Raw genomic sequence first — 20,201 nt, 5'->3', positions numbered from 1 at the left:
AGAATTACTCACCTTGACTTCGATAAATATCAGCCAGTATAATTCCGAGTCCAACTACAAAAAAGATGATGCTGGCGTAATAAGCAACCATTGCCCCTAATAAAAATGGTTCGTCATGAATACCAATGGCAAGAGCAATTTGAAGCAATCCAAATAAGAGTGCACCTGTCACAAACAAACAACGCCCATACCACAGCACATTATCGCTCATACCCTACTCCTTTTCTAATGAGTTTCTCTTACATTATAAATGATTGATCGCTAATAAATTCTAAATTTTTTATAAAATCCCATAAAAAAAAGAAGGCTCTCACCCTCTGCGAAAGCCTCCTTCCGTATTAATCACTTGCCCTGTAATCCAATTGGCTTCATTTGTTAACAACCACGCAATTAGACGTGCAGGATCTTCCCCTTCACCCATTCTACCAAATGGAAATTTCGGCTTTAACGATTGCCATAGATCATCCGTCATATAGCCAGTATCAACTGGACCAGGATTGACCGTATTCACATTCACACCGTGATCCGCTAATTCATCTGCAATCGTTTCGGTCAACGAAGCAAGTGCCCCCTTTGCAGCGGCGTAAGCAATTTCGCCACGCATCGGACCTAGTTCCTGACCTGACGTCATAAAAATGACTTTTCCTCTGCCGTTTTTGCTGTTAAATTGTTTTACGTATTGTTGAGCAAGGAGCAAACTTGATTGCGTGTTGACGGTGTAATGCCGCGAAAGTGACAGCGCATTCATTTCCATCAATGTGCCATCATTTCCGCTCATAGCATGATTACAGACCACTGCATCTACGACTGCACCTTGTTCTGCGATCGCTTGAAAAAGGGTTGCTGGCGCCTGCTCTTCTTCAAAATTTGCCGAATAATGCGTGTGCGTTGCGTCTTCAATGAATTCAGCTTTGATTCCCGCCGATACGTCTTCTAAAGAATCAGCGCCCCAGTCTTGTTGTTCATCATGAGCTTGATAATGTTGCGTAATAATCGACGCTCCAAAAGCGGCACATTGACGTGCAATCGCGTAGCCAATTCCTTTTCTCCGACTTACGCCGGTAATAAGAATTGTTTTATGTTTTAATGGCAAAGTTTCTCTTTGTAGCAATTGGTTTCCCCCTATTTACTTATTCATAATCAACGCTTGTTTGTCGACCTTCCATTCAAACGGCGTCACGCACTCCCCTTCACCAAACCTTTCTCGAACCGAGATCGTGACATCTTCCTTAATGGCTGGACTAATGACAAAACGATGGTTAAACATTGCGTCGCCACCGCTTCCTCCGGTCAGTTGTGTCACGTATGATGTTGTTCCCTTAATCGTAAGCTCAAATGTCCGCATCGGTTCTTGTAAATTCTGCTTCTGCGGATTACTCGCTACTTGAAAAAAGAGAACGGAAGCGTTTTTATAAGATTGAATGGCTGTTAAGCTATAGATGATCTCATTTTCTTCGTGAAACAATGACAGTGGAACCGTTCCGAGATACCCTTTCGGCTTGACGATCGGTTTAAAATCACCTTCACTCTCAATCGTACTAAATAAAGCATTCAACATTTCCTTTTCAAGCTCATATGTATGTGCCCATTCGTTTAGCTTTTCAGGCGTTGGAGAAGCCGTTTGCTCGTTCGACAATTGTTTCCGCTTTTGTATCAATGCACAAATTTCTCGATCTATTGACTCGGTAGAACCGTCATACCGGTCTTGATTTGAATCACCCATGTACACCCCTCCCACATCATTATAACATTTACAATTCTTACTTTTACGATTGAATTGAATCTTCCTTCATCCTTCTTTAGACTTAAGAGGGCTTTCTTAAAAATGACTCCTGTTTTAAACTATTTATTTAGAAAATAATCGCTTATACTAGAAGGAATGGTAGATTACGATGAATATTCTTTATACCTTTTTTGCAATTGGATTAATTGCCATACCGCTTCGTTATATCTTTGTTGGAGAGATTGAGCGATCCGCAGTTATCGCGACGCTTCTTTTTCTCATTTTTGCTGTTGGATTAAATCGCTTCATCTATCAGCAATACCGAAAAGATAAACACTATGTGCCTGCGCAGAATCATGATGGCTTTTCTGTCCGTTTGTTTGACCGTGTTACCACAAACACACGACCACTTTATTTTAACGGACAACAAATCGGTTCGTTTCACCGGTTTTATAAAAAGCGACTGCATCAATTTATTGAATCGGTTGTAAAAAATCAAGGCGCTTGGCATTTACAACTACAATTCGCTTTTGATCACAATCAAACGATTACTATTAAAGAGCGTAAGAAAGACAAAACCTTACAATGGGAAATCCTTGAGAATAATCAACCAGTTGGCTTGATATGTCTTGAAAAAGCATTATCTAGTTTAAAACATACCCGTAATCAAATGTATGTAGACTACCATGCACGTACGTTTGTGTTTGAAACCGCACTCATTGGTCAAGACCTGCAAATAAGGGATGGCAATCAACAAATCGGAAAGGGATTCTATCAAAAAAGCTATACCTACCAGTTGGAATTAAATCGTGATTTGGCTACAGAAGTTTCATACATCCTTTTTGCTGCTTACATCGCCTTTCACTTTATTCATAGTAAATAAGAGGAGTGAAACAAACATGCACAATTGGAAACAAGATCGAATCAAAGCAGCACAAACCAATCAAAATCCGATGGTGATGGTCAACATGCGCAGTGGATTTGCAGTTATCGGTGACACACAGTTTTTGCCTGGCTATTGCGTTTTGTTACCGACTGAAAAATGGCCTTCTCTTGAGAAGATGCCACTAGCATTACGCAGCGACTATCTTCTAGATATGAGTTTAATAGGGGATGCCATTGTTGACGTATGCCAGCCCCTACGCGTGAATTACTCCATCTATGGCAATACCGATACGTATTTACATGCCCATCTTTTCCCACGATACGATTGGGAACCAGCAGAACGAATTCCTCATCCCGTTTGGCAATACCCACAAGAAAAATGGACGGACGAACAGGAACAGTTTCAAGAAGCGACTCACGGTGCACTAAGAGACAAGTTAACGAAAAAGCTGGAAGAAAAAATGAAAGCCGCATACATGTAACATCGCTATAACGGAGGGGAAAAATTGGACAACCAACAGCAGCTAATAGACGCTTATAACAAACAAGCAAATCAGCGAAATCAAGCAACAACAGAAACTTGGAAAGTCAAAGAAAGAAATCATTTTCTAAAACTAGTGCAGGACGAAGCAAAAACAAGCCTTCTAGAAATTGGCGCAGGTCCGGGAAATGATAGCCTTTATTTTAAAGAAAATGGATTAAAAACGTTTAGTACTGACCTATCATCAGAAATGATTGCCTTATGCAAGGAAAAAGGATTGGAAGCAGCGGAAATGAGTTTTTATGACTTAACCTTCCCTTCAAACCACTTTGACGCCATTTATGCACTCAACTGCTTACTTCATGTGCCAAAAGCTGAACTGGAGAATGTTTTAATTGAACTAGAGCGTGTGCTACAACCAGGTGGGCTGTTTTATTTAGGTGTATATGGTGGGAAGAATTCTGAAGGCATTTGGGAAGATGATGTTTACGAGCCCAAACGATTTTTTTCTTTCTATGAAGATGATGCACTCCGAACATTGGTAACTGCACATTTCTCGATTGAATCATTCCAAGTCATTTCAAAAGAAGTCATTGGTGGAAATTTAGCCTTTCAATCTGTTGTGTTGCGAAAAACAGAATTCTAACCAAAAAGGAGAAACGTTCTATGACCTATTATGCTGTACTATTACCGATGTTAGATGAACAGAAGAGCGAAGACTATCGTGAAGCTCACGTTGCATACCTTCAGGAGAAAAAGGCAGAAGGAAAAATCTTTGCCAATGGCCGATTTATCGACGGCACAGGAGGGCTCGTTATCTATCAAACGAACACCTTCGAAGAATTACTAGAGCTTGTGCAAAATGATCCTTACGTCGTCGAACGAGCAAGAGATTTTGAGATTCATGAATGGGATTTGGTAATGTGAAAACCAATCCCCATTTAGATCACTGGATTGGTCTCTAAATACATCGCCAAGATAATATAAATCAATAAGCTAGCGGGTAACACAAGAAAAATCAAGCGGACAGCGAGGGTCGGGATCCCCATATGGTCTGCAATTCCCCCGCAAACGCCACTGATCACACGATCTTGTTCAGCTTTCATTAATTTTCGCTTCATCTTTACCACCTCACTATGGTTATATTTGGAAGTATCTTACCCGCTTTCATGTTTCGTAAACGACTTTATTTTCACATTTATTGATCATCTTTATGTTTGCGCTCTCATATGGGTGGTATAGATAATAAAAGGGGAATGGGAGGATTTTCAGATGCGCGATTTAAATCAAGTTACGGTGAAGCACCTTTATTTTAACGATGATGGTCAAGTTCCAAACCATCCGAGCTATCCATTTGTGCATTATCAAGCAGTAATTGAAAAAGAAGACAGCATTGAAGAGATTTTAAAAGAGAATCAATGGTATAACTCTTGGCGTGGTGGCATTTTTGATTACCATCACTATCATAGTAACGCCCATGAAGTATTAGTTGTGATGCAAGGTGAAGCGACCCTACAAGTCGGTGGTGTTTCCGGCGAACAGCTCGAAGTAGGTGTTGGAGATGTGCTCATTCTACCTGCTGGAACGGGTCATAAGCTTATTGAAAGTAGTGAATCTTTCACAGTGATTGGTGCGTACCCGGATGGTGTTCCTTACGATTTATGTACTGGTGATCCTGTGGAAAAAGAAAAGCATATCCAAAAGATCACACAAGTCCCGAAGCCAAGTCATGACCCTGTCTTTGGCGAACACGGACCACTCTCCACCTTGTGGTAAGAAAGTAGCGCATTAATCTGCGCTACTTTTTGGCGTGTTGCACCAGCTAATCATAAAACGAAGCAACGACTTTGTATATTTTACGAGCTCCTCAATTTTTAGTTGCTCATCCACGGCATGCGCATGTTCTAATTTCCCTGGTCCATAAAGAATCGTTGGGATACCGTAAGAGGCTAGCCATCCTCCATCTGTTACCGTTTGAGACATTTCCACATCTGGTCGTGCTCCAAAAACCGCTTCATGTGCTTCCGCAACCATCGAGAATGCAGCATGTTCTTGGTCAACTGAAAATGCAGGAAACACCTCGCCACGATCAACAATCATGGATTCTCCGCCCCATTTAAACAACGGTGGATGATCTCGGAGCCAGACATCTCCCTGTGCAACAGCAAGAAGATGGTTTTCGATTTGTTTTGTGACTTCTTCAACCGTTTCATCTGGATAGAAATGAACAGTTATCCATAAACGGCATTCATCCGCAATAAAAGCAGGATGCCGTCCACCTTCAATAACGGCTGGATTAATCGTGTTGGTTCCTGAAGGGAATCCAGGATACGATTTTGTAATGGCCCAATGTCGTTCTAACTCTTGCAAAGCCGTAATCATTTTTGTCATTTTTTCAATTGCGCTTGCTCCATGCACGCCTCCACCTGCATGAACCATTTGTCTTCTCGTGCCGTCATGGTGCGTGGTCGGACTTTTAATGGTAATCCAACCTGTAATAACGCCGCCCTGACCTTGGATTGCACAGTGACTTGTATCCGCTACGATCGCATAGTCTGCTTGATAGCCATGCTCACAACATTGCTTCGTCCCTGCTTCCCCCACTTCTTCTCCGATAACCGATTGTAAAAAGACATCTCCCTTTAACTTCAAACCATGATCAGATACAAGTTTTAGTGCAAACAAACAAGCAGCAAGACCACCTTTCATGTCTGCAGCACCACGACCGTAAATCGTTCCATCCATAACCTCGGCAGAAAAAGGGGACGTCCTCCACACCTCATCCTTATCGACAGAAGCGACATCAACGTGACCATTTAGAATCAAACTGTGAAACGCATTTGAATACGATCCTTTTAATGTGCCAACTACATTCGGATCCCCTTCATAAACGTCCCACTGATCAACCGTTGCCCCTAATTCTTCTAAGTATTCCGCAATAAATGTTTGGATTCCTGCCGTATTTCGAGCAGGCGGCGCTGGTGTTTCAAACGAAATTAGATCTTTCACAAGTTGGATTAACTCTTCTTCTCGTTCATCTACTTGTTTCATTAACAAATCCACTGCTTCTTCCTCCTCAAAAATAAAAAACACCTCTTTTATAGGAAAAGAAGTGTTGAACGAAAAAAAACAGCACATTCGGTTCAGCCACTTCCCTCCGCTAGTATCATCTAGATCAGGTTCATAAGGGTTAAGACATCCTTGCCTCTCTCAGCTTTGCGCACCCCTAGTGGTGTTTTTATTCAATTAATTATTCCCTTCCTTAGTTTACCAAAGTAATAAGAACGTTTGTATAATTAATTCAATAAATACTTGCGTCACTCTTTTTCTGACGTTATAATTGCGGCATCATACTAAAAGGATCGGTGACGACATTCGGCATCGTCGAAGTTGGATTGACACAAACTTGACGATGACTGGAAACGAGTAAAACATTGAAAAACAAGGAATCATATGGGAGATAAACAGTTGCTAGAGCCAAGCAACGCTTCTTTGTGATCACTGTTTTCATGTTTTGCTCACTACGGTCACCAACTTACCCCGTAGAGCAGAGCTCTGCGGTTTTTTTGTATGAAAAAAAAGAATTGGAGGACTCATTCACCATGAACCGCACACTTTTAGAAACCATCAAACGCCCTGCTCTCTTTGCAAGAAATAAAAATATGTTTTGGCAGGACCCTCACATTGCGCCTTTTTTATTGGATGCCCACTTAAGTCAAGATCATGAAGGTGCTAGTCGACACGCTGGTACGGTTGGAACTTCTGTTCATTTCATTCATCAACACATTTTAAATGAAAAGCCTACAAAAATTGTTGATTTTGGCTGTGGACCTGGGCTCTATTGTGAACCGCTTGCACAATTACAGCATACTGTCACGGGAATTGATATTTCTTCCCACTCCATTCAATACGCACAAGAACAATCGAAGAAAAAAGGTCTTCCCATTACGTATATTAATCAAGATTATCTCTCGGTTCAATTGAAGCCCGAGTTTGATCTTGCCTTACTCATTTATTGTGATTACGGTGCGCTTGGAAAAGAAGAACGAAAGCAAGTTTTACAACGTATCTATGACAGCTTAAACATTGGGGGTCAATTGTTTTTAGACGTGTTTACAGAAGAGAAATTCAAACGATTTTCAGACCAACGCTATTGGAATCATCATGAACACGGCGGCTTTTGGTCGCCTGAAAATCATCTTGAACTTCAACAAAATTGTACTTATCCAGACGAACGCGTTAGCCTTGAACAAACAAATGTAATGACCGCAGATGATACTCAAACCTATTATATTTGGAATCAATATTTCACTAAACCTATGCTGCAAACAGAATTAGAAGAAGCCGGCTTTAGCACTAAAGAGGTATATAGTGATGTGACTGGAAAGCCATATACGGCCAAAAGCGACACAATGGCTTTCTTAGCAAAGAAGAACTAACAAACTTGCCATAGTCTATAAAGAAAAGACTATGGTATTTGCATAAACTACTTGCTCACCATTTCACAATGTGTTAGTCTTATATTGTAAGCAAATAGAGATGGTCTTCATTTTTACTTGCTCATTTCTTCACAAAGTCAAATCGAGGAGTGTTTTCTCCTTCTTTTTATAACTAAACATGCTCAGTATTTCACAATATAAATTCAGGAGGTTTTTTCATTGAAAATTATTGTTATTGGTTGTACACATGCAGGGACACAAACGGTTAAAAACTTACTTCGACTTCATCCAGAAGCAGCTATTACGGTATATGAGCGAAACGACAACGTCTCCTTTCTTTCATGCGGAATTGCACTACATGTCGGCGGTGTCGTCGATGATGCTCAAAAGCTCTTTTACTCTTCCCCAGAGGAATTAGAAGCACTTGGAGCGAAGATGCGTGTTCGTCACAATGTCCACTCGATCAACCGACAGGAAAAGACTCTTGTTGTGGAGAATTTGGAAACAGGTGAACAGTTTAATGATTCCTACGATAAGCTTGTCTATACCACTGGCTCTTCCCCAATTGTTCCACCGATTTCAGGTGTTGGGTTAAAGAACATTCAACTATGCAAAAACTATGCACAAGCCCAAGAGATTATTGAAAAAGCCACCCATGCAAATAAAATTGCTGTTGTCGGTGCTGGCTATATTGGTGTAGAGCTTGTTGAAGCGTTTGAAGCATATGGAAAAGATGTGACATTCATTGAAGGCGCAGACCGTGTCTTAAACAAATATCTCGACCGCGAATTTACTGATGAGGTTGAACAGACATTAACAGCAAAAGGCATTCGCTTGGCGCTAAATGAAAAAGTTGAGGCATTCGCCGGTAATGAAGCCGGAGAAGTTACGGCCATCCAAACAAGCAAAACGACCCACGATGTTGATCTTGTCATACTCTGTGTCGGATTCCGACCACAGACAGAATTGTTAAAAGGCGAACTAGACACCCTAGAGAATGGCGCACTGCTTGTGAATGATTACATGCAAACAAGCGACCCATCGATCTTTGCCGCTGGCGATAATTGCTCAGTGTTTCACAATTCAGCTCAGCATCACGCCTATATCCCTCTCGCCACAAATGCGACAAAGATGGGGACACTCGTTGCGTACAATATTGTAAAGCCCACCATTAAATATCGAGGTACACAAGGAACATCAGGGTTAAAACTTTACGACCTGAATATGGCTTCCACAGGCTTAACAGAAGAAGGCGCAGCGATGTACGGATTAGATGTTCGTTCCACTACACTTGTGGATCACGAACGCCCAACCTTTATGCCAACTGCGACAGAAGTGAAGCTGAAGCTTGTGTATGATCAAGATACGATGCGTTTAATTGGCGCACAAGTGTTAAGTAAAATCGACCAAACACAGCTGATGAATACGTTATCTGTTTGTATACAACAAGGGATGACCGTTGAAGACCTAGCATTTAGCGACTTCTTCTTCCAACCGCACTACAACAAGCCAGTTAATATCCTAAATACAATTGCGTTAAAAGCACTAACTGAGCAGGATCAGCTACAATCACAATTAACGTAAAATAAAGCCGCACATTGTTGTGCGGCTTTTTGTTCACTCTTCCTCTTCCAACCAAACGCCGTCCATATGCTTACGGTTCTGGTCATTTTTCACTTTTCGATAGTCTTTACTTTTAAAAATAATATCGAAATCGTAATTAGCTGGATAGAGATCTGCAGCTGGAATGTGCAGGGTTAAGCGTTTGTGATTAATTGTTCGTTTTTCATCCTTAATTTGCACAACATAATTGCCTTTATCGTCTGGTCCTTTATAAACAATCGCTGTTTCATTTGAAGCTTGCACGGTCACGTTGTCTCCTTGCTGAAACTGCTTTACATCTTGGACTTGACGTTTTTTCTGTTTGTTCGCATGACGGTTCACAATCACCTGCTTACGGAACTCATCTGCTTGTAACGTCTCTTGTGAAAATCGATTTTGATAAGAGCCTTCATGTCCATAAGAAATGTGGTGCGCTTCATCAACGATGCTTGGATGTAATCCTAACTTCAGCGCAATCTCAAAGGCTTGGCTTTTTCCACTCTCACCAATTAATAATCTATACGTTGGCTGCAAGCTTTGAAGATCAAATTCCATTGACCCATTAATAAATCCGTCTGTTGTATCCGCAAAGGTCTTCATTTCACTGTAATGGGTAGTCGCAAGTAAGGTCGACCCTTTTTTATACAATTGATTTAAGATCGTAATCGCTAGACCCATTCCTTCATTCGGATCGGTTCCTGAGCCTAATTCATCCATTAAAAGGAGCGAGCGATCATTGGCGTCTCGTAAAATTTGAATAATGGAGACGAGCCTCGAACTAAACGTACTTAAGTTATCCTCAATGCTTTGACCATCACCGATATCCACAAACAGACTTTGGAAGATTCCCACCTGACTTCCTTTTTCAGCTGGAATTAAAAGCCCTGCTTGTGCCATTGCCGTTAGCAAGCCTACCGTTTTAAGGGTGACGGTCTTCCCTCCTGTATTTGGTCCCGTAATCACAAGCGCTCGGTCAACTTCCCCTCCAAATGTAAGAGAAAGAGGAACCGCTTTTTCGCCTAAAGCTGGATGCTTTGCGCGAATGAGATTCATTTTTCGCTCAGCTGATAGGTGTGGCTTAATCCCGTTAATGTCTTGACAGTATTTTGCTTTTGCGAACAACACATCGTACTCATGCATGACATCCATGGCAATATGAATGGTATGCTCTTGCGCTAACACGGATTCAGTCAACGCAAATAAAATGCGCTCAACCTCAGTTTCTTCTGCGTACGTATACATACTCACTTCTTCTTGAATGTCGCCAACTTCTGCTGGTTCAATAAAAAGTGTGGAACCGGAAGCAGAAGTATCGAGTACCGTACCATTTACTTTGTTTCGGTATTCTTTTTTAATTGAGAGCACATAGCGGCCTTGACGGGTGGAAACCATTTTATCTTGCAAGTAACTTTTGTATTTGCCACCACTCGCTAAATGCTCGACTTTATTTTTCAATCGCTCTAATGCCATTTTCTTTTGACGTCGAAGGTAGCCTAATTCTTTCGACGCGTAGTCATCCACTTGCCCATTCCGAATCGCTTGCCCGAGTTCTTCTTCCAGCATTGACAAGTCATCAATAGAAAAGGCATAGCTGCTGACGAGAGGAGCAATTTCTTGTTTATCATTCATAAATCGTTTTAATTTTCCACAATGCTCTAGAAAAGAGATAATTCGCGTCATTTGATCGGCACGAATAAATAAACCTTTTTTCGCCTGTGGAAGCATTTGCGCAATGTCATCGACCACGTGGATCGGTACACTCCCACTACGCTTAAGGACCTCGATCGCTTCCTGCACTTCAATCATCTTATGCTCAATCTGATCTTTGTTAAAAACAGGCTGCATGCGGAGCACCGTTTCTTTTCCTCGCTCCATCCTCGTGTAGCCTGCAATTTGTTCAAGTACGTCTGTAAAGCCAATATCGTGTAACGCTTGTTGATTCATGATACTTCCTCCTTCATTTGCTTGTAAAAAGAACCGCGCAAACATTGTTCAGGGAACGACAAAAAGACCGCTATGAACAAGCGTTCACAGCGGTCTGCTTAAAGAAGTACATACCTCTTGTAGGTACACTTCAAGTAGGACAACTCTATCGTAAACGTGTTCTTAACTCCTCGAAATGCCATAACAAAATAAGCGTCTCTTGTACGCTAAAAAATCGCATTTCAAGTTATCCAATTGCTGGATTAGTTAAGAACCACCAGATACATAAAAGTCGTCTCCTTCTTACGTGCAATATTATTTACACATTAACTATAGAGTGTTCCTCCTATAAATGTCAAGGGAACCTCAATGGAAACTTCTCCCTACCTGTTCTCATACCATTCGATCGTATCTAGCCCATCAATGTAAGCCGCTACTTCATTCTCTTCAAGTAATGTGAACCTTCCAGTTGGCAGTGACACATGTGGATCATCAAAATGGACCGAAAAACTTCCACCTTCAGCTACTTTAAAATAGATCTCATAGGAGTTCTCCCCTGCTTGTACGTACATATTGTCTACGAATTGAATGTCTAGCTTTTCTATTTTATGTATCAATTCTTCCATATCCTCTTCCGCTTTCAAATAGCCAACATCTATTCCATTCTCTACATAATGATTAATCTCAATTTGTAAGACTTCAATAGGATCAAACCGATTAGCCAGCTCTTCCCCGATAGTTGTTGGTCCAGGTTCCCTCTCTAAGTATTGAGAAAATGCAAAAACCGCAACTATTACAATTATTATGATGAAAATTCTTTTTCCTTTCATATCGTCCACCATCTTTCTTTTTTTATTTATGAATTTCTTTTTTAAATCGTTTTTTAACGTTGACTCTCCCTTTAGAGGAGACTTTACACTATGAAAGTTCGACAAAAAAAGGGAGGGATTCAAATGAAAGAAACAGTAATTGAAACCCGCGGCATAGTAAAATCATTCGGCAGGAAAACAGCGGTCAATCAACTCGACATTACTGTAGAAAAAGGAGAGATCTTTGGGCTGCTCGGCCATAACGGGGCAGGGAAGTCCACGACGATTGACTGCATTCTCGGTACACAAAAAATCGATGCAGGCTCTGTTTCACTCTTAGGACAAAACCCCCTCAGAAATCGAAAAACACTTTTTCAACGGGTCGGTGTTCAATTTCAGCAAAGTGCCTTCCAAAATGGGCTCAAAGTTAGCGAAATTTGTGCGATTACGCATTCACTATACAACAATCCAATCAATTGGCAGGAATGGATTGCCACGTTTCGACTAGAAGAAAAACGTCACACGCAAATCTCAGATTTATCCGGAGGCGAACGCCAAAAGCTCTGTATCTTGCTTGCCATGATGGGCAATCCTGACGTTCTCTTTCTCGACGAGTTAACAACTGGACTCGATCCTGTTGCGAGACGAGATATTTGGCACACGCTAACACAGTTAAATAACCAAGGTGTAACGATCTTCTTAACGTCTCACGATATGAATGAAGTGGAACACCTGTGTAATCGAATTTTATTGTTACGAGACGGAAAAGAACAAATTAGCGGCACCGTGCAAGACGTCATTCAAGCAAGCGGACAACAAAATATGGAAGACGCATTCTTAACACTAATTGGGGAGGAATGGCAATGAGAACATTCTGGCTTTTTTACACCGCAGAATTTAAATTATCGTTACGGGAAATGTCTTCTTTTATCTTTGGGCTTTTTCTTCCAATCGGGTTAATGGCATTAATGGGCTTTTTAGCCTCGTCGAATGAAGAGTTAACCTCCTCATTTGCAGCAGTTGCCACAATTGGAATTGTTTCCACTGGTGTGATGAGTTTACCGTTATCCCTCTCTTCCTACCGAGAGAAAAAAGTACTCAAACGCTACAAAGTCACACCGGTTAGTCCGTCTCAGCTATTACTTGCTCATGTCGCGTACTGCTTTTCGTTAAGCATCGTTTCCATGCTAGCCGTCTACCTTGTCGCAACCTTAGGTTTTGGAATGACTTTTGCTGGGTCATATGTGCGCTTTATCCTTTTCTATGTGATCATCATGGTCAGCATTCACGCAATTGGAATGGTGATTGCATCCTTATCCCCACGTGAGAAAACAACAGGCGCCATTAGCAGCGCCGTCTTTTTTCCAATGTTTCTTCTATCGGGGGCGACCATCCCATTATCTGTCATGCCAAGCGCCTTAGAATCTCTTGGACAAATCTTCCCATTAACACATGGCATTCAGCTCTTGCAAACTACCGTGCAACAGCAACCGTTCGATCACTGGTTCAGTTTATTTATCTTGTTAATGATCAGCCTGATCGGTGTTGTCGTGTCTATCCGTTCCTTTAAATGGGAATAACAAAGAAAGCAGCGGATTGCTGCTTTCTTTCTCTTATCTATCGTGTAATTGAGGTGAGAAACGTGTATAGTATAGGTCAATTTTCCAAAATGAACCGAGTGACAATCAAAAGCTTACGCTATTATGACCAAGTCGGCATCTTGCGCCCTGCCTTTGTGGATCAAAGCACTGGGTACCGCTATTATCAATCACAACAAATGGAGCAACTGCATACCATTATGGCATTACGACAAATAGGCTTTTCCATTGCGGAAATCCAACAATCCCTTACCCACAAAGAAGCAATTCCAGCTCACATTCGATTGAAACAACATCAACTCCAGCTTGAAAAGCAAGAAATTGAAAACAAACTTCGACAGGCGGCCTATTACTTACATGCTGCTACAGAGCCGAATATTTACATCAAGAGCCTCCCAAAAGTGGTTGTTGCTTCTATGAGACTGACGCTCGAACATTATAATGATCTGTTTGTTGCGTACCCTGCCATGGGCGAAAAAATGCGTGAACAAGGCTGTGTCCTAGATGAGATTCTCTACTGCTTTCAACTTTTCCACGATGGCGAATATAAGGAAACAAACATTGACATTGAAATTTGTGAAGCAGTGAAAAAGAAGAAAGAAAATCGAAATGGCTTGACGTTTAAGACATTCGACGCAGTCCCTCAGGCAGCATGCCTTTTCCATCGTGGCCCTTATGAAACCATCGGCGATACCCATACTAAACTTCATCAATGGCTTCTCAAAAGTCACTACACCTTAGCCGGGCCACCACGAGAAGCCGTCATTGACGGAATCTGGAATGAAGAAGATCAAGCAAACTGGTTAACAGAGGTCCAGTTTCCTCTTAAAAGTCAGGAATAGCCATAGCTGTTCCTGACTCGCTATAGATTCAATTTGCGTTTTATAGACGAGCCTTCAATTTAAAAGAATGACAAAAAAGCGAATGAGTATAAAAGCGATAAACACGATCATTAGCACAACTAACACATTCTTTATGGTTTTCTGTTTACGCGTTTGTGGCTGTGTGTGTCTCGTTAGCCAATCAGGTTTCATGAAAGCAATTGAAGAACTACCGATAAAAAAACCGATTGTCATGGCTAATGCCGTTCCCACATCCGGCCAACCTACTTCTAGAAAGGCTCGTAATACATAGGAGAGGCCTCCTGCACCGAGCGGAAACACGAGGAAAACATACCATTTCGTTTTCCACGGCAAGTCTGACACACGCATCAATCATTCAACTCCTTTTTCCAGCACGGTCTTTTTCAAAAAATGAATGTCTCTCTACTCGACAAACTTTAATTGCGAAATTCTCATACCAGTCTTCCTTCCCCTTATGTTGTGCCAATTTATGGACTGAATGTTTCTTCCAATGTTCAATCGCTTCTAATGAATTCCAATATGAAAGGGTAATTCCTAATTCATCGTCTCGCACACTCTCGATACCTAAAAACCCTTTTTGCTTAGACGCTAAATCTACCATTAATTGACCCATTTCTGCATAACCATTATCACCATTCGTTCGCTTAGACACAAATATTACGACGTAATAAGGGATATGAATGTTATTTTCTTTAATAAGCATGTCATGCCACCTCTCCATTCAATACACCCTAAAATCTAAACGGAACCTGACGAATCAATTGTAAAATCATTAACCCATTTCTTCAGTTGGTCAGCAGGGAAATAAACGCGCCCATTAATAACCATGTGCGGAATCGATGGATAATCTTTTACTAAAGACGTCGCATCTTCTTTTAAGATCCCTATGTAACTATGAACTTTATCTTCTCTTATTAATTCTGGTGCTCCCCAAAAATGATTGTGATCGTTATCCCAAACTGAGTTTGAAGAGGAAGAATCAGGGTTTTTAAAGTTTTTTAAACCGTTTCCAATAAAATAGGCTGCTCCGATCATGCCAATCGCTATCCAAAACGCTCCATTCATTGCACTTGCTCCTTTTTAATTGATTGAATCTCTCTCAAAATTCTGGTCGACTTGTTTGATTTCTTTATCGTTGTGCGTATTGATTACCGTTAGGTCTCCATTCAGTTCATCCATCCCAACAAGTAAATAAGGATTAGTTAGATCTTCTGTATTAGCCGATTCTTCGACAGTAATAATTGTCTCAGTATCTTGAATATCAATATCGGCCAATAAATAAGCAACGTCTTCATCACCTGAGAAGATAACAGCCATTTTCTTTCCTTCAGATACATCTTCCACAAAAAACACATTATTGTTTACATACGTCTGATTCTGAGAATTTCTCAGACCATTGCTTTGTAACTCATTTGCATAGTCATTTTTTAATACCCAATATCCGTTACCTGCTTCCACGGTCTTATCTGGGCTACTTCCCAGTAAATTACATCCACTCACTAAGGCACTAACACTAAGAATAAAAACTACCTTTTTCATAAAAGCCCTCCTAGGTTTGACCTCTACCATCCTTATTCAAGAATTCAACTAGATTAAGAGAATGGTTGTATCTTGCGGCTGCGTCTTGATCTTTTTCCATAATGACACTTGTTAGATCGATTTGGTTGATGCTAGCAATTGCAACGGCATAGTGAATCACGTCGGCTAACTCTTTTTCTAGTGAGGCGTCTTCTGAACTTTTCTTTCTTCCTTCGATGCGATTGAGTGCCTCCGCTACTTCACCGACTTCCTCGACAAGTTTCATAAACAAACCTGATGACGTGGCTTTCTCCTCATATTTAGCCGCTAAATAGGCCTGCATTTGTGTAAACGTCAAGTCTTTCATGGCCGAACTCCTTTACAATGACATAAAAAAAGGACTTTAATAGCCCTCTCTAATTAGTCTTAGATATTTCATAAATCATATCACATTTCTGAATTCACTAACAATCCTTTCAGGTCATAACGAAAGCGCGAATGTTTCTTCCACCTGTCGTGCAAATTGAAGAAGGGCACGATCCATGTGCTTTCCTGCAATCAACGAAAGGCCAATTGGCAAACCTTCTACATCCATTAATGGGAGCGTCAATTGAGGCGTCTCGGTTAATCCGCTAATCGCTGTTAATTTGAATGTATTCGTTCTGTGCGTTTCGAGCAGAGCTGCATCCGTACGAATGTGAGGTGCAACGTCTGGTGATGTCGGAATCGCGAGTAAACAGCCCTCCTTTAAAAGATCGGCCATTTTTTCTTTAATCGCGTTTGCTGTTCCTTCTGCTTGTTCTTGACCGTCTGCTGGTAATGTGCTCGTCCATTGGAATCGAGCAGCAATATCATCCGCAAATGTCGGCTTGTTGCTTTCAATCCATTCACCATGGGTTTGCCAAATTTGATAGCCTTGAAGAGTACGGAATGTATCCATATAGGTGTCTAGCTTATCTTCTGAGATTGAGGTATACACTAGCTTCTCTTCTCCTACAAGTGTCTTCAATTCAGTCAAAAATCTCTTAGCGATATGTGGCTGAACAAGTTCCAGTACTTCTTCAGGCACATAGACAGTAGCAAAAGTCATTGTTTTTTCCTGCTCAGGCAATAGGGCCGCCCCTACGTTTTCGAGGAGTGATGCGGAGCGCGCAAACCATCCAACCGTATCAAAACGACTCGCAAGGGGAATCACACCCTCTAAAGAAATCGCATTATGGGTTGGTCGAAATCCGTACACACCGCAATAACTAGCTGGTATCCGAACCGATCCTGCTGTATCTGTACCGAGGGCAAAATCAACACTGCCGTTTGCAACAGCAACCGCTGATCCACTTGATGACCCTCCTGGAATACGGTCGTTCGCCACAGGGTTTACAGGTGTTCCGTAATGGACATTAACGCCATTTAAACTGAACATCAGCTCATCTGTTACGGTAACGCCAACAAGCGTTGCGGCTTCATTTAAAAGCTTTTGTACCACAGGTGCGTGCGCGCCAGCAGCTTCATGTGTCGCAAGCCAATCTGGATTCCCTGCGCTCGCATAATGATCGCGAATGTGAAAAACATCTTTTACCGCAAACCGAAGATTACGTAATGATCCACCTTGACTATGTTCTGTTAAGTCCCATCCTGATTCAACAAAAGCGCCAGAATGTTGCACAACCACTCACTCCTTTTCCTGTTCGTATCTTCCTTTATTTTATCGTTCGAATTGTTCCACTAACCACAACCTCGTTACAAAACCTAACACGAGAACGAATGGACGCCTGTTCTACAAAAACGGTGTTAAAACCCAATCGTTTTCCCAACCTCGATCTTTTTTTCCCAACTGTGACAAAAAGCGATCTCTTTTATACTTAAAATAGAAGAGACGCTTCTGAGAGCAAACACCATACATGATTGAGGAGGAGAAGACATGAAAAAAATGCTTGGCACATTATCAATCGCAGCATGTGCAACCTTTATCGCAACCTCTTATGTTGGCGCAACGGAAACAGAAGAAGACATTTCTATAGAACAAGAAGGATGGAACCTCGTTTGGAATGATGAATTTGATGGGGATTCCCTTGATCAATCAAAGTGGCGCTATGATATTGGAAACGGACAACCCAATTTACCAGGTTGGGGCAATGAGGAATTACAATATTACAATGATGATCCAAAAAATGTTCGCGTGGAAAACGGTGAGTTAATTATTGAAGCACATCAAGAACCGATTTCCGATGCATTCGGTAGCTATGAGTATACGTCTGGCAAAGTGTTAACAGAGGGACTGTTTAGTCAAACTTACGGGCGCTTTGAGGCACGTATGCGATTACCTGCTGGACAAGGGTTTTGGCCCGCTTTTTGGATGATGCCAGAAAATGATCAATATGGTGGATGGGCTGCTTCTGGAGAGATTGATATTATGGAGAATGCTGGCGGTACCCCTTACAAAGTCGGAGGAGCGATCCATTATGGTGGGCCTTGGCCTGAGAATCAATTCCAAGCTGGCGACTATTTCTTTCCTGATGGCACCGATGCCACGGGTTATCACGAATACGCAGTTGAATGGGAACCAGGAGAAATTCGTTGGTACGTCGATGGAAACTTGTATCAAACAATTAACGACTGGTATTCAACAGGTGGCGCGTACCCTGCCCCATTCGATCAAGATTTCCACTTAATCCTTAACCTTGCTGTTGGCGGCTGGTACGGCGGGAATCCAGATGGCTCCACGCCATTCCCATCAACAATGGCTGTTGATTACGTACGAGTGTACGAAAGATAAGTTGCGGAAATGGAGAAAACCCTGCCGAAAAGGTGTTATACCTAATGGCAGGGTTCTTTTTACTCTTCTTCTATTTGTCGAACGGCTTCCATACTCGTATCCACTCTCTTTACGAAGAACGATAGGATCAACGCAATGAGCGTCATACCAAACGCTACATAGAAGGAGTACTGTATCCCTGCTAAAAGCGACTCCTGCATTAACAAGGTTTCATCAACGGCGGCAGGGTCGGTACCGCTTAGAATAGTTTCTGCTTCACTTGCGGCAACACTGTTCATAATTGTGACAAGGATCGCTGTACCAATTGAACCAGAAACTTGCTGAGCAGTATTATTAATCGCTGTTCCGTGCGGGTTTAAGCGCGTCGGGAGCTGATTTAAGCCGTTCGTCATAATTGGCATCATGACAAGCGACATCCCTAGCATACGGATACTGTAGATCACAACGATCGTGGCATATGGTGTATCCAGCTGAAGGTTCGCCAACATATACGTTGATACAGCCGTAATGACCAGACCAATTACTGAAATGGTTCGCGGTCCAAACTTGTCAAATAACTTACCTGTTACAGGCGACATCAAGCCCATAATAATTGCACCAGGCAACATTAATAAGCCTGAGTCTAGTGGGGAAATTCCGCGCACGCTCTGGACGTAAGCAGGCGTTAAGATCATACCAGAGAACATGGCTACAGCATTAACTGCAGCAATGACGGATGCCAGCGCAAACATCGGATATTTGTAAACCCGTAAATCTAAGAGCGGTTCTTCCATTCGTAATTGGCGCAAGACAAACGCTACTAATGAAACAAGCCCTACAATTAATGTGGTTAATACCCAAAAATTAGTCCAACCGTCTGCACTTGCAGAACTAAATCCGTAGAGCAAACCACCAAAACCTAAACTAGATAAAACCACGGATGTGTAATCTAAGTTTGCGTCTTTATTTTGTGGCATGACGTTTCCTAGTTTCCATACAGCCAATACAAGGCTAATGATCGCAAGAGGTAAAATCATTTCAAACAGTAAACGCCAATCATAATTTTGTACAATGAAGCCCGAAAGCGTTGGTCCAATGGCAGGAGCCGTAATCATAACGAGGCCAAATACCCCCATGGCTGTTCCTCTTTTTTCACGAGGAAAGCTGATGAGCATGACATTCATTAAAAGTGGTCCCATGACTGAACCCCCAACCGCTTGAACCATTCTTCCAGTTAATAATAACCCGAAGTTAGGAGCAAAGGCTGCTAGAGCCGTTCCAAGTGTAAAGATCGCCATAGCGGCTATATAAAGACGTCGATTCGTAAATCTCGTTAATAAATAAGCAGATGCGGGAATTAAAACACCACTAACAAGCATATAGCCTGTTGCGAGCCATTGGACTGTAGAATAATCCTCAACACCTAAATCGACCATAATACTTGGTAATGCAACATTTAATAAAGAATTATTTAAGAATGCTACAAATGCACCAACAAATAAGATCCCTATCATCAGATAAGGCGGTTTTTTCAGTTGCATGCTATCGTCCATGCATCGTCACCCTTCTAAATCAAAATTCAACACTTAGCTATATTATACCTATGGT

Annotated in this window: 26 protein-coding genes and 1 riboswitch; of the genes, 11 read left to right on the top strand and 15 right to left on the bottom strand. The window is 41.6% G+C overall.

Annotation, left to right across the window (positions count from 1 at the left end; genetic code table 11):
- Positions 1 to 4: 4 nt before the first annotated feature.
- From ABC361_RS03885 to ABC361_RS03875, 3 genes are all read right to left on the bottom strand, one after another.
- Entirely contained in the window at positions 5 to 211 is a 207-nt protein-coding gene (locus ABC361_RS03885; protein ID WP_413072766.1) for a hypothetical protein, read from the bottom strand.
- Positions 212 to 310: 99 nt separating this feature from the next.
- Positions 311 to 1,111, bottom strand: a complete 801-nt coding sequence (locus ABC361_RS03880; protein WP_413072765.1) for an SDR family oxidoreductase — start codon at positions 1,109 to 1,111, stop codon at positions 311 to 313.
- Between the two features lie 15 nt (positions 1,112 to 1,126).
- Complete coding sequence (locus tag ABC361_RS03875) at positions 1,127 to 1,723, bottom strand: hypothetical protein (protein WP_413072764.1); 597 nt, start codon at positions 1,721 to 1,723, stop codon at positions 1,127 to 1,129.
- Between the two features lie 169 nt (positions 1,724 to 1,892).
- Between ABC361_RS03875 and ABC361_RS03870 the strand changes: the two genes are divergently transcribed.
- Genes ABC361_RS03870 through ABC361_RS03855 form a run of 4 tightly spaced genes read left to right on the top strand, consistent with a single transcriptional unit; the run spans position 1,893 to position 4,016 of the window.
- Entirely contained in the window at positions 1,893 to 2,606 is a 714-nt protein-coding gene (locus tag ABC361_RS03870; protein WP_413072763.1) for a hypothetical protein, read from the top strand.
- Between the two features lie 16 nt (positions 2,607 to 2,622).
- Positions 2,623 to 3,090 (top strand): HIT family protein, encoded by a 468-nt coding sequence (locus ABC361_RS03865; protein ID WP_413072762.1) that lies wholly within the window; start codon positions 2,623 to 2,625, stop codon positions 3,088 to 3,090.
- Positions 3,091 to 3,114: 24 nt separating this feature from the next.
- Complete coding sequence (locus tag ABC361_RS03860) at positions 3,115 to 3,735, top strand: class I SAM-dependent methyltransferase (RefSeq protein WP_413072761.1); 621 nt, start codon at positions 3,115 to 3,117, stop codon at positions 3,733 to 3,735.
- Positions 3,736 to 3,755: 20 nt separating this feature from the next.
- Positions 3,756 to 4,016, top strand: a complete 261-nt coding sequence (locus ABC361_RS03855; protein WP_413072760.1) for a YciI family protein — start codon at positions 3,756 to 3,758, stop codon at positions 4,014 to 4,016.
- Between the two features lie 14 nt (positions 4,017 to 4,030).
- Here ABC361_RS03855 and ABC361_RS03850 read toward each other — a convergent pair whose 3' ends face one another.
- Positions 4,031 to 4,210: a PspC domain-containing protein gene (locus ABC361_RS03850; RefSeq protein ID WP_413072759.1), complete on the bottom strand. Its 180-nt coding sequence runs from the start codon at positions 4,208 to 4,210 to the stop codon at positions 4,031 to 4,033.
- A gap of 151 nt (positions 4,211 to 4,361) precedes the next feature.
- On the opposite strand from ABC361_RS03850, the gene ABC361_RS03845 reads away from it, so the two are divergent.
- Positions 4,362 to 4,865, top strand: a complete 504-nt coding sequence (locus ABC361_RS03845; RefSeq protein ID WP_413072758.1) for a cupin domain-containing protein — start codon at positions 4,362 to 4,364, stop codon at positions 4,863 to 4,865.
- 12 nt (positions 4,866 to 4,877) lie between these two features.
- On the opposite strand, the gene ABC361_RS03840 is transcribed toward ABC361_RS03845, so the two are convergent.
- On the bottom strand, positions 4,878 to 6,227 hold the full coding sequence (locus tag ABC361_RS03840; protein ID WP_413072757.1) for an acetylornithine deacetylase: 1,350 nt from the start codon (positions 6,225 to 6,227) through the stop codon (positions 4,878 to 4,880).
- Positions 6,225 to 6,327: riboswitch (TPP riboswitch) on the bottom strand. (Overlaps the previous gene by 3 nt.)
- 96 nt (positions 6,328 to 6,423) lie before the next feature.
- On the bottom strand, positions 6,424 to 6,600 hold the full coding sequence (locus tag ABC361_RS03835; RefSeq protein ID WP_413072756.1) for a hypothetical protein: 177 nt from the start codon (positions 6,598 to 6,600) through the stop codon (positions 6,424 to 6,426).
- Between the two features lie 91 nt (positions 6,601 to 6,691).
- Between ABC361_RS03835 and ABC361_RS03830 the strand changes: the two genes are divergently transcribed.
- Together ABC361_RS03830 and ABC361_RS03825 are read left to right on the top strand one after the other, a co-directional pair.
- Positions 6,692 to 7,528 carry a class I SAM-dependent methyltransferase gene (locus ABC361_RS03830; protein WP_413072755.1) on the top strand — a complete coding sequence of 279 codons (837 nt, stop codon included), beginning with the start codon at positions 6,692 to 6,694 and terminating at the stop codon, positions 7,526 to 7,528.
- 219 nt (positions 7,529 to 7,747) lie between these two features.
- On the top strand, positions 7,748 to 9,112 hold the full coding sequence (locus ABC361_RS03825) for an FAD-dependent oxidoreductase (protein ID WP_413072754.1): 1,365 nt from the start codon (positions 7,748 to 7,750) through the stop codon (positions 9,110 to 9,112).
- A gap of 33 nt (positions 9,113 to 9,145) precedes the next feature.
- Here ABC361_RS03825 and ABC361_RS03820 read toward each other — a convergent pair whose 3' ends face one another.
- Positions 9,146 to 11,074, bottom strand: a complete 1,929-nt coding sequence (locus tag ABC361_RS03820; RefSeq protein WP_413072753.1) for an endonuclease MutS2 — start codon at positions 11,072 to 11,074, stop codon at positions 9,146 to 9,148.
- Positions 11,075 to 11,436: 362 nt separating this feature from the next.
- On the bottom strand, positions 11,437 to 11,883 hold the full coding sequence (locus ABC361_RS03815) for a hypothetical protein (RefSeq protein WP_413072752.1): 447 nt from the start codon (positions 11,881 to 11,883) through the stop codon (positions 11,437 to 11,439).
- Between the two features lie 123 nt (positions 11,884 to 12,006).
- Here ABC361_RS03815 and ABC361_RS03810 point away from each other — a divergent pair, with 123 nt between their 5' ends.
- The 3 genes from ABC361_RS03810 (at position 12,007) to ABC361_RS03800 (ending at position 14,302) form a co-directional block, all read left to right on the top strand.
- On the top strand, positions 12,007 to 12,729 hold the full coding sequence (locus ABC361_RS03810) for an ABC transporter ATP-binding protein (RefSeq protein ID WP_413072751.1): 723 nt from the start codon (positions 12,007 to 12,009) through the stop codon (positions 12,727 to 12,729).
- Positions 12,726 to 13,442 carry an ABC transporter permease gene (locus ABC361_RS03805; protein WP_413072750.1) on the top strand — a complete coding sequence of 239 codons (717 nt, stop codon included), beginning with the start codon at positions 12,726 to 12,728 and terminating at the stop codon, positions 13,440 to 13,442. The genes ABC361_RS03810 and ABC361_RS03805 overlap by 4 nt, the downstream gene beginning before the upstream one ends.
- A gap of 62 nt (positions 13,443 to 13,504) precedes the next feature.
- Positions 13,505 to 14,302 (top strand): MerR family transcriptional regulator, encoded by a 798-nt coding sequence (locus tag ABC361_RS03800; RefSeq protein WP_413072749.1) that lies wholly within the window; start codon positions 13,505 to 13,507, stop codon positions 14,300 to 14,302.
- A gap of 54 nt (positions 14,303 to 14,356) precedes the next feature.
- Here ABC361_RS03800 and ABC361_RS03795 read toward each other — a convergent pair whose 3' ends face one another.
- The 6 genes from ABC361_RS03795 to ABC361_RS03770 all read right to left on the bottom strand — a co-directional run bounded on the left by ABC361_RS03795 (position 14,357) and on the right by ABC361_RS03770 (position 17,504).
- Complete coding sequence (locus tag ABC361_RS03795; RefSeq protein WP_413072748.1) at positions 14,357 to 14,674, bottom strand: hypothetical protein; 318 nt, start codon at positions 14,672 to 14,674, stop codon at positions 14,357 to 14,359.
- A gap of 4 nt (positions 14,675 to 14,678) precedes the next feature.
- Positions 14,679 to 15,026 (bottom strand): antibiotic biosynthesis monooxygenase family protein, encoded by a 348-nt coding sequence (locus ABC361_RS03790; RefSeq protein ID WP_413072747.1) that lies wholly within the window; start codon positions 15,024 to 15,026, stop codon positions 14,679 to 14,681.
- Positions 15,027 to 15,061: 35 nt separating this feature from the next.
- Positions 15,062 to 15,388, bottom strand: a complete 327-nt coding sequence (locus ABC361_RS03785; protein WP_413072746.1) for a DNA-binding protein — start codon at positions 15,386 to 15,388, stop codon at positions 15,062 to 15,064.
- Positions 15,389 to 15,403: 15 nt separating this feature from the next.
- Positions 15,404 to 15,862 carry a hypothetical protein gene (locus tag ABC361_RS03780; protein ID WP_413072745.1) on the bottom strand — a complete coding sequence of 153 codons (459 nt, stop codon included), beginning with the start codon at positions 15,860 to 15,862 and terminating at the stop codon, positions 15,404 to 15,406.
- A 10-nt stretch (positions 15,863 to 15,872) separates the two neighbouring features.
- Positions 15,873 to 16,208 carry a MazG nucleotide pyrophosphohydrolase domain-containing protein gene (locus ABC361_RS03775; protein ID WP_413072744.1) on the bottom strand — a complete coding sequence of 112 codons (336 nt, stop codon included), beginning with the start codon at positions 16,206 to 16,208 and terminating at the stop codon, positions 15,873 to 15,875.
- 114 nt (positions 16,209 to 16,322) lie between these two features.
- On the bottom strand, positions 16,323 to 17,504 hold the full coding sequence (locus ABC361_RS03770; RefSeq protein ID WP_413072743.1) for an amidase: 1,182 nt from the start codon (positions 17,502 to 17,504) through the stop codon (positions 16,323 to 16,325).
- A gap of 255 nt (positions 17,505 to 17,759) precedes the next feature.
- On the opposite strand from ABC361_RS03770, the gene ABC361_RS03765 reads away from it, so the two are divergent.
- Positions 17,760 to 18,614, top strand: coding sequence for a glycoside hydrolase family 16 protein (locus tag ABC361_RS03765; protein WP_413072742.1), 855 nt, complete (start codon positions 17,760 to 17,762; stop codon positions 18,612 to 18,614).
- Between the two features lie 59 nt (positions 18,615 to 18,673).
- Here ABC361_RS03765 and ABC361_RS03760 read toward each other — a convergent pair whose 3' ends face one another.
- Entirely contained in the window at positions 18,674 to 20,146 is a 1,473-nt protein-coding gene (locus ABC361_RS03760; protein WP_413072741.1) for a DHA2 family efflux MFS transporter permease subunit, read from the bottom strand.
- Positions 20,147 to 20,201 lie beyond the last annotated feature (55 nt).

It is taken from the genome of Shouchella phoenicis, assembly GCF_047238345.1.
Taxonomy (GTDB): Bacteria; Bacillota; Bacilli; order Bacillales; family Bacillaceae_D; genus Shouchella.
This window is presented reverse-complemented; position numbering and strand designations above follow the sequence as displayed.

Coding starts and splice junctions, on each gene's coding strand:
- ABC361_RS03775 (WP_413072744.1), bottom strand. CDS start 16,208: ATGAAAGACTTGACGTTTACACAAATGCAGGCCTATTTAGCGGCTAAA.
- ABC361_RS03835 (WP_413072756.1), bottom strand. CDS start 6,600: ATGAAAACAGTGATCACAAAGAAGCGTTGCTTGGCTCTAGCAACTGTT.
- ABC361_RS03840 (WP_413072757.1), bottom strand. CDS start 6,227: ATGTGCTGTTTTTTTTCGTTCAACACTTCTTTTCCTATAAAAGAGGTG.
- ABC361_RS03805 (WP_413072750.1), top strand. CDS start 12,726: ATGAGAACATTCTGGCTTTTTTACACCGCAGAATTTAAATTATCGTTA.
- ABC361_RS03760 (WP_413072741.1), bottom strand. CDS start 20,146: ATGGACGATAGCATGCAACTGAAAAAACCGCCTTATCTGATGATAGGG.
- ABC361_RS03785 (WP_413072746.1), bottom strand. CDS start 15,388: ATGAATGGAGCGTTTTGGATAGCGATTGGCATGATCGGAGCAGCCTAT.
- ABC361_RS03815 (WP_413072752.1), bottom strand. CDS start 11,883: ATGAAAGGAAAAAGAATTTTCATCATAATAATTGTAATAGTTGCGGTT.
- ABC361_RS03820 (WP_413072753.1), bottom strand. CDS start 11,074: ATGAATCAACAAGCGTTACACGATATTGGCTTTACAGACGTACTTGAA.
- ABC361_RS03765 (WP_413072742.1), top strand. CDS start 17,760: ATGAAAAAAATGCTTGGCACATTATCAATCGCAGCATGTGCAACCTTT.
- ABC361_RS03885 (WP_413072766.1), bottom strand. CDS start 211: ATGAGCGATAATGTGCTGTGGTATGGGCGTTGTTTGTTTGTGACAGGT.
- ABC361_RS03870 (WP_413072763.1), top strand. CDS start 1,893: ATGAATATTCTTTATACCTTTTTTGCAATTGGATTAATTGCCATACCG.
- ABC361_RS03865 (WP_413072762.1), top strand. CDS start 2,623: ATGCACAATTGGAAACAAGATCGAATCAAAGCAGCACAAACCAATCAA.
- ABC361_RS03855 (WP_413072760.1), top strand. CDS start 3,756: ATGACCTATTATGCTGTACTATTACCGATGTTAGATGAACAGAAGAGC.
- ABC361_RS03810 (WP_413072751.1), top strand. CDS start 12,007: ATGAAAGAAACAGTAATTGAAACCCGCGGCATAGTAAAATCATTCGGC.
- ABC361_RS03875 (WP_413072764.1), bottom strand. CDS start 1,723: ATGGGTGATTCAAATCAAGACCGGTATGACGGTTCTACCGAGTCAATA.
- ABC361_RS03780 (WP_413072745.1), bottom strand. CDS start 15,862: ATGAAAAAGGTAGTTTTTATTCTTAGTGTTAGTGCCTTAGTGAGTGGA.
- ABC361_RS03845 (WP_413072758.1), top strand. CDS start 4,362: ATGCGCGATTTAAATCAAGTTACGGTGAAGCACCTTTATTTTAACGAT.
- ABC361_RS03790 (WP_413072747.1), bottom strand. CDS start 15,026: ATGCTTATTAAAGAAAATAACATTCATATCCCTTATTACGTCGTAATA.
- ABC361_RS03830 (WP_413072755.1), top strand. CDS start 6,692: ATGAACCGCACACTTTTAGAAACCATCAAACGCCCTGCTCTCTTTGCA.
- ABC361_RS03850 (WP_413072759.1), bottom strand. CDS start 4,210: ATGAAGCGAAAATTAATGAAAGCTGAACAAGATCGTGTGATCAGTGGC.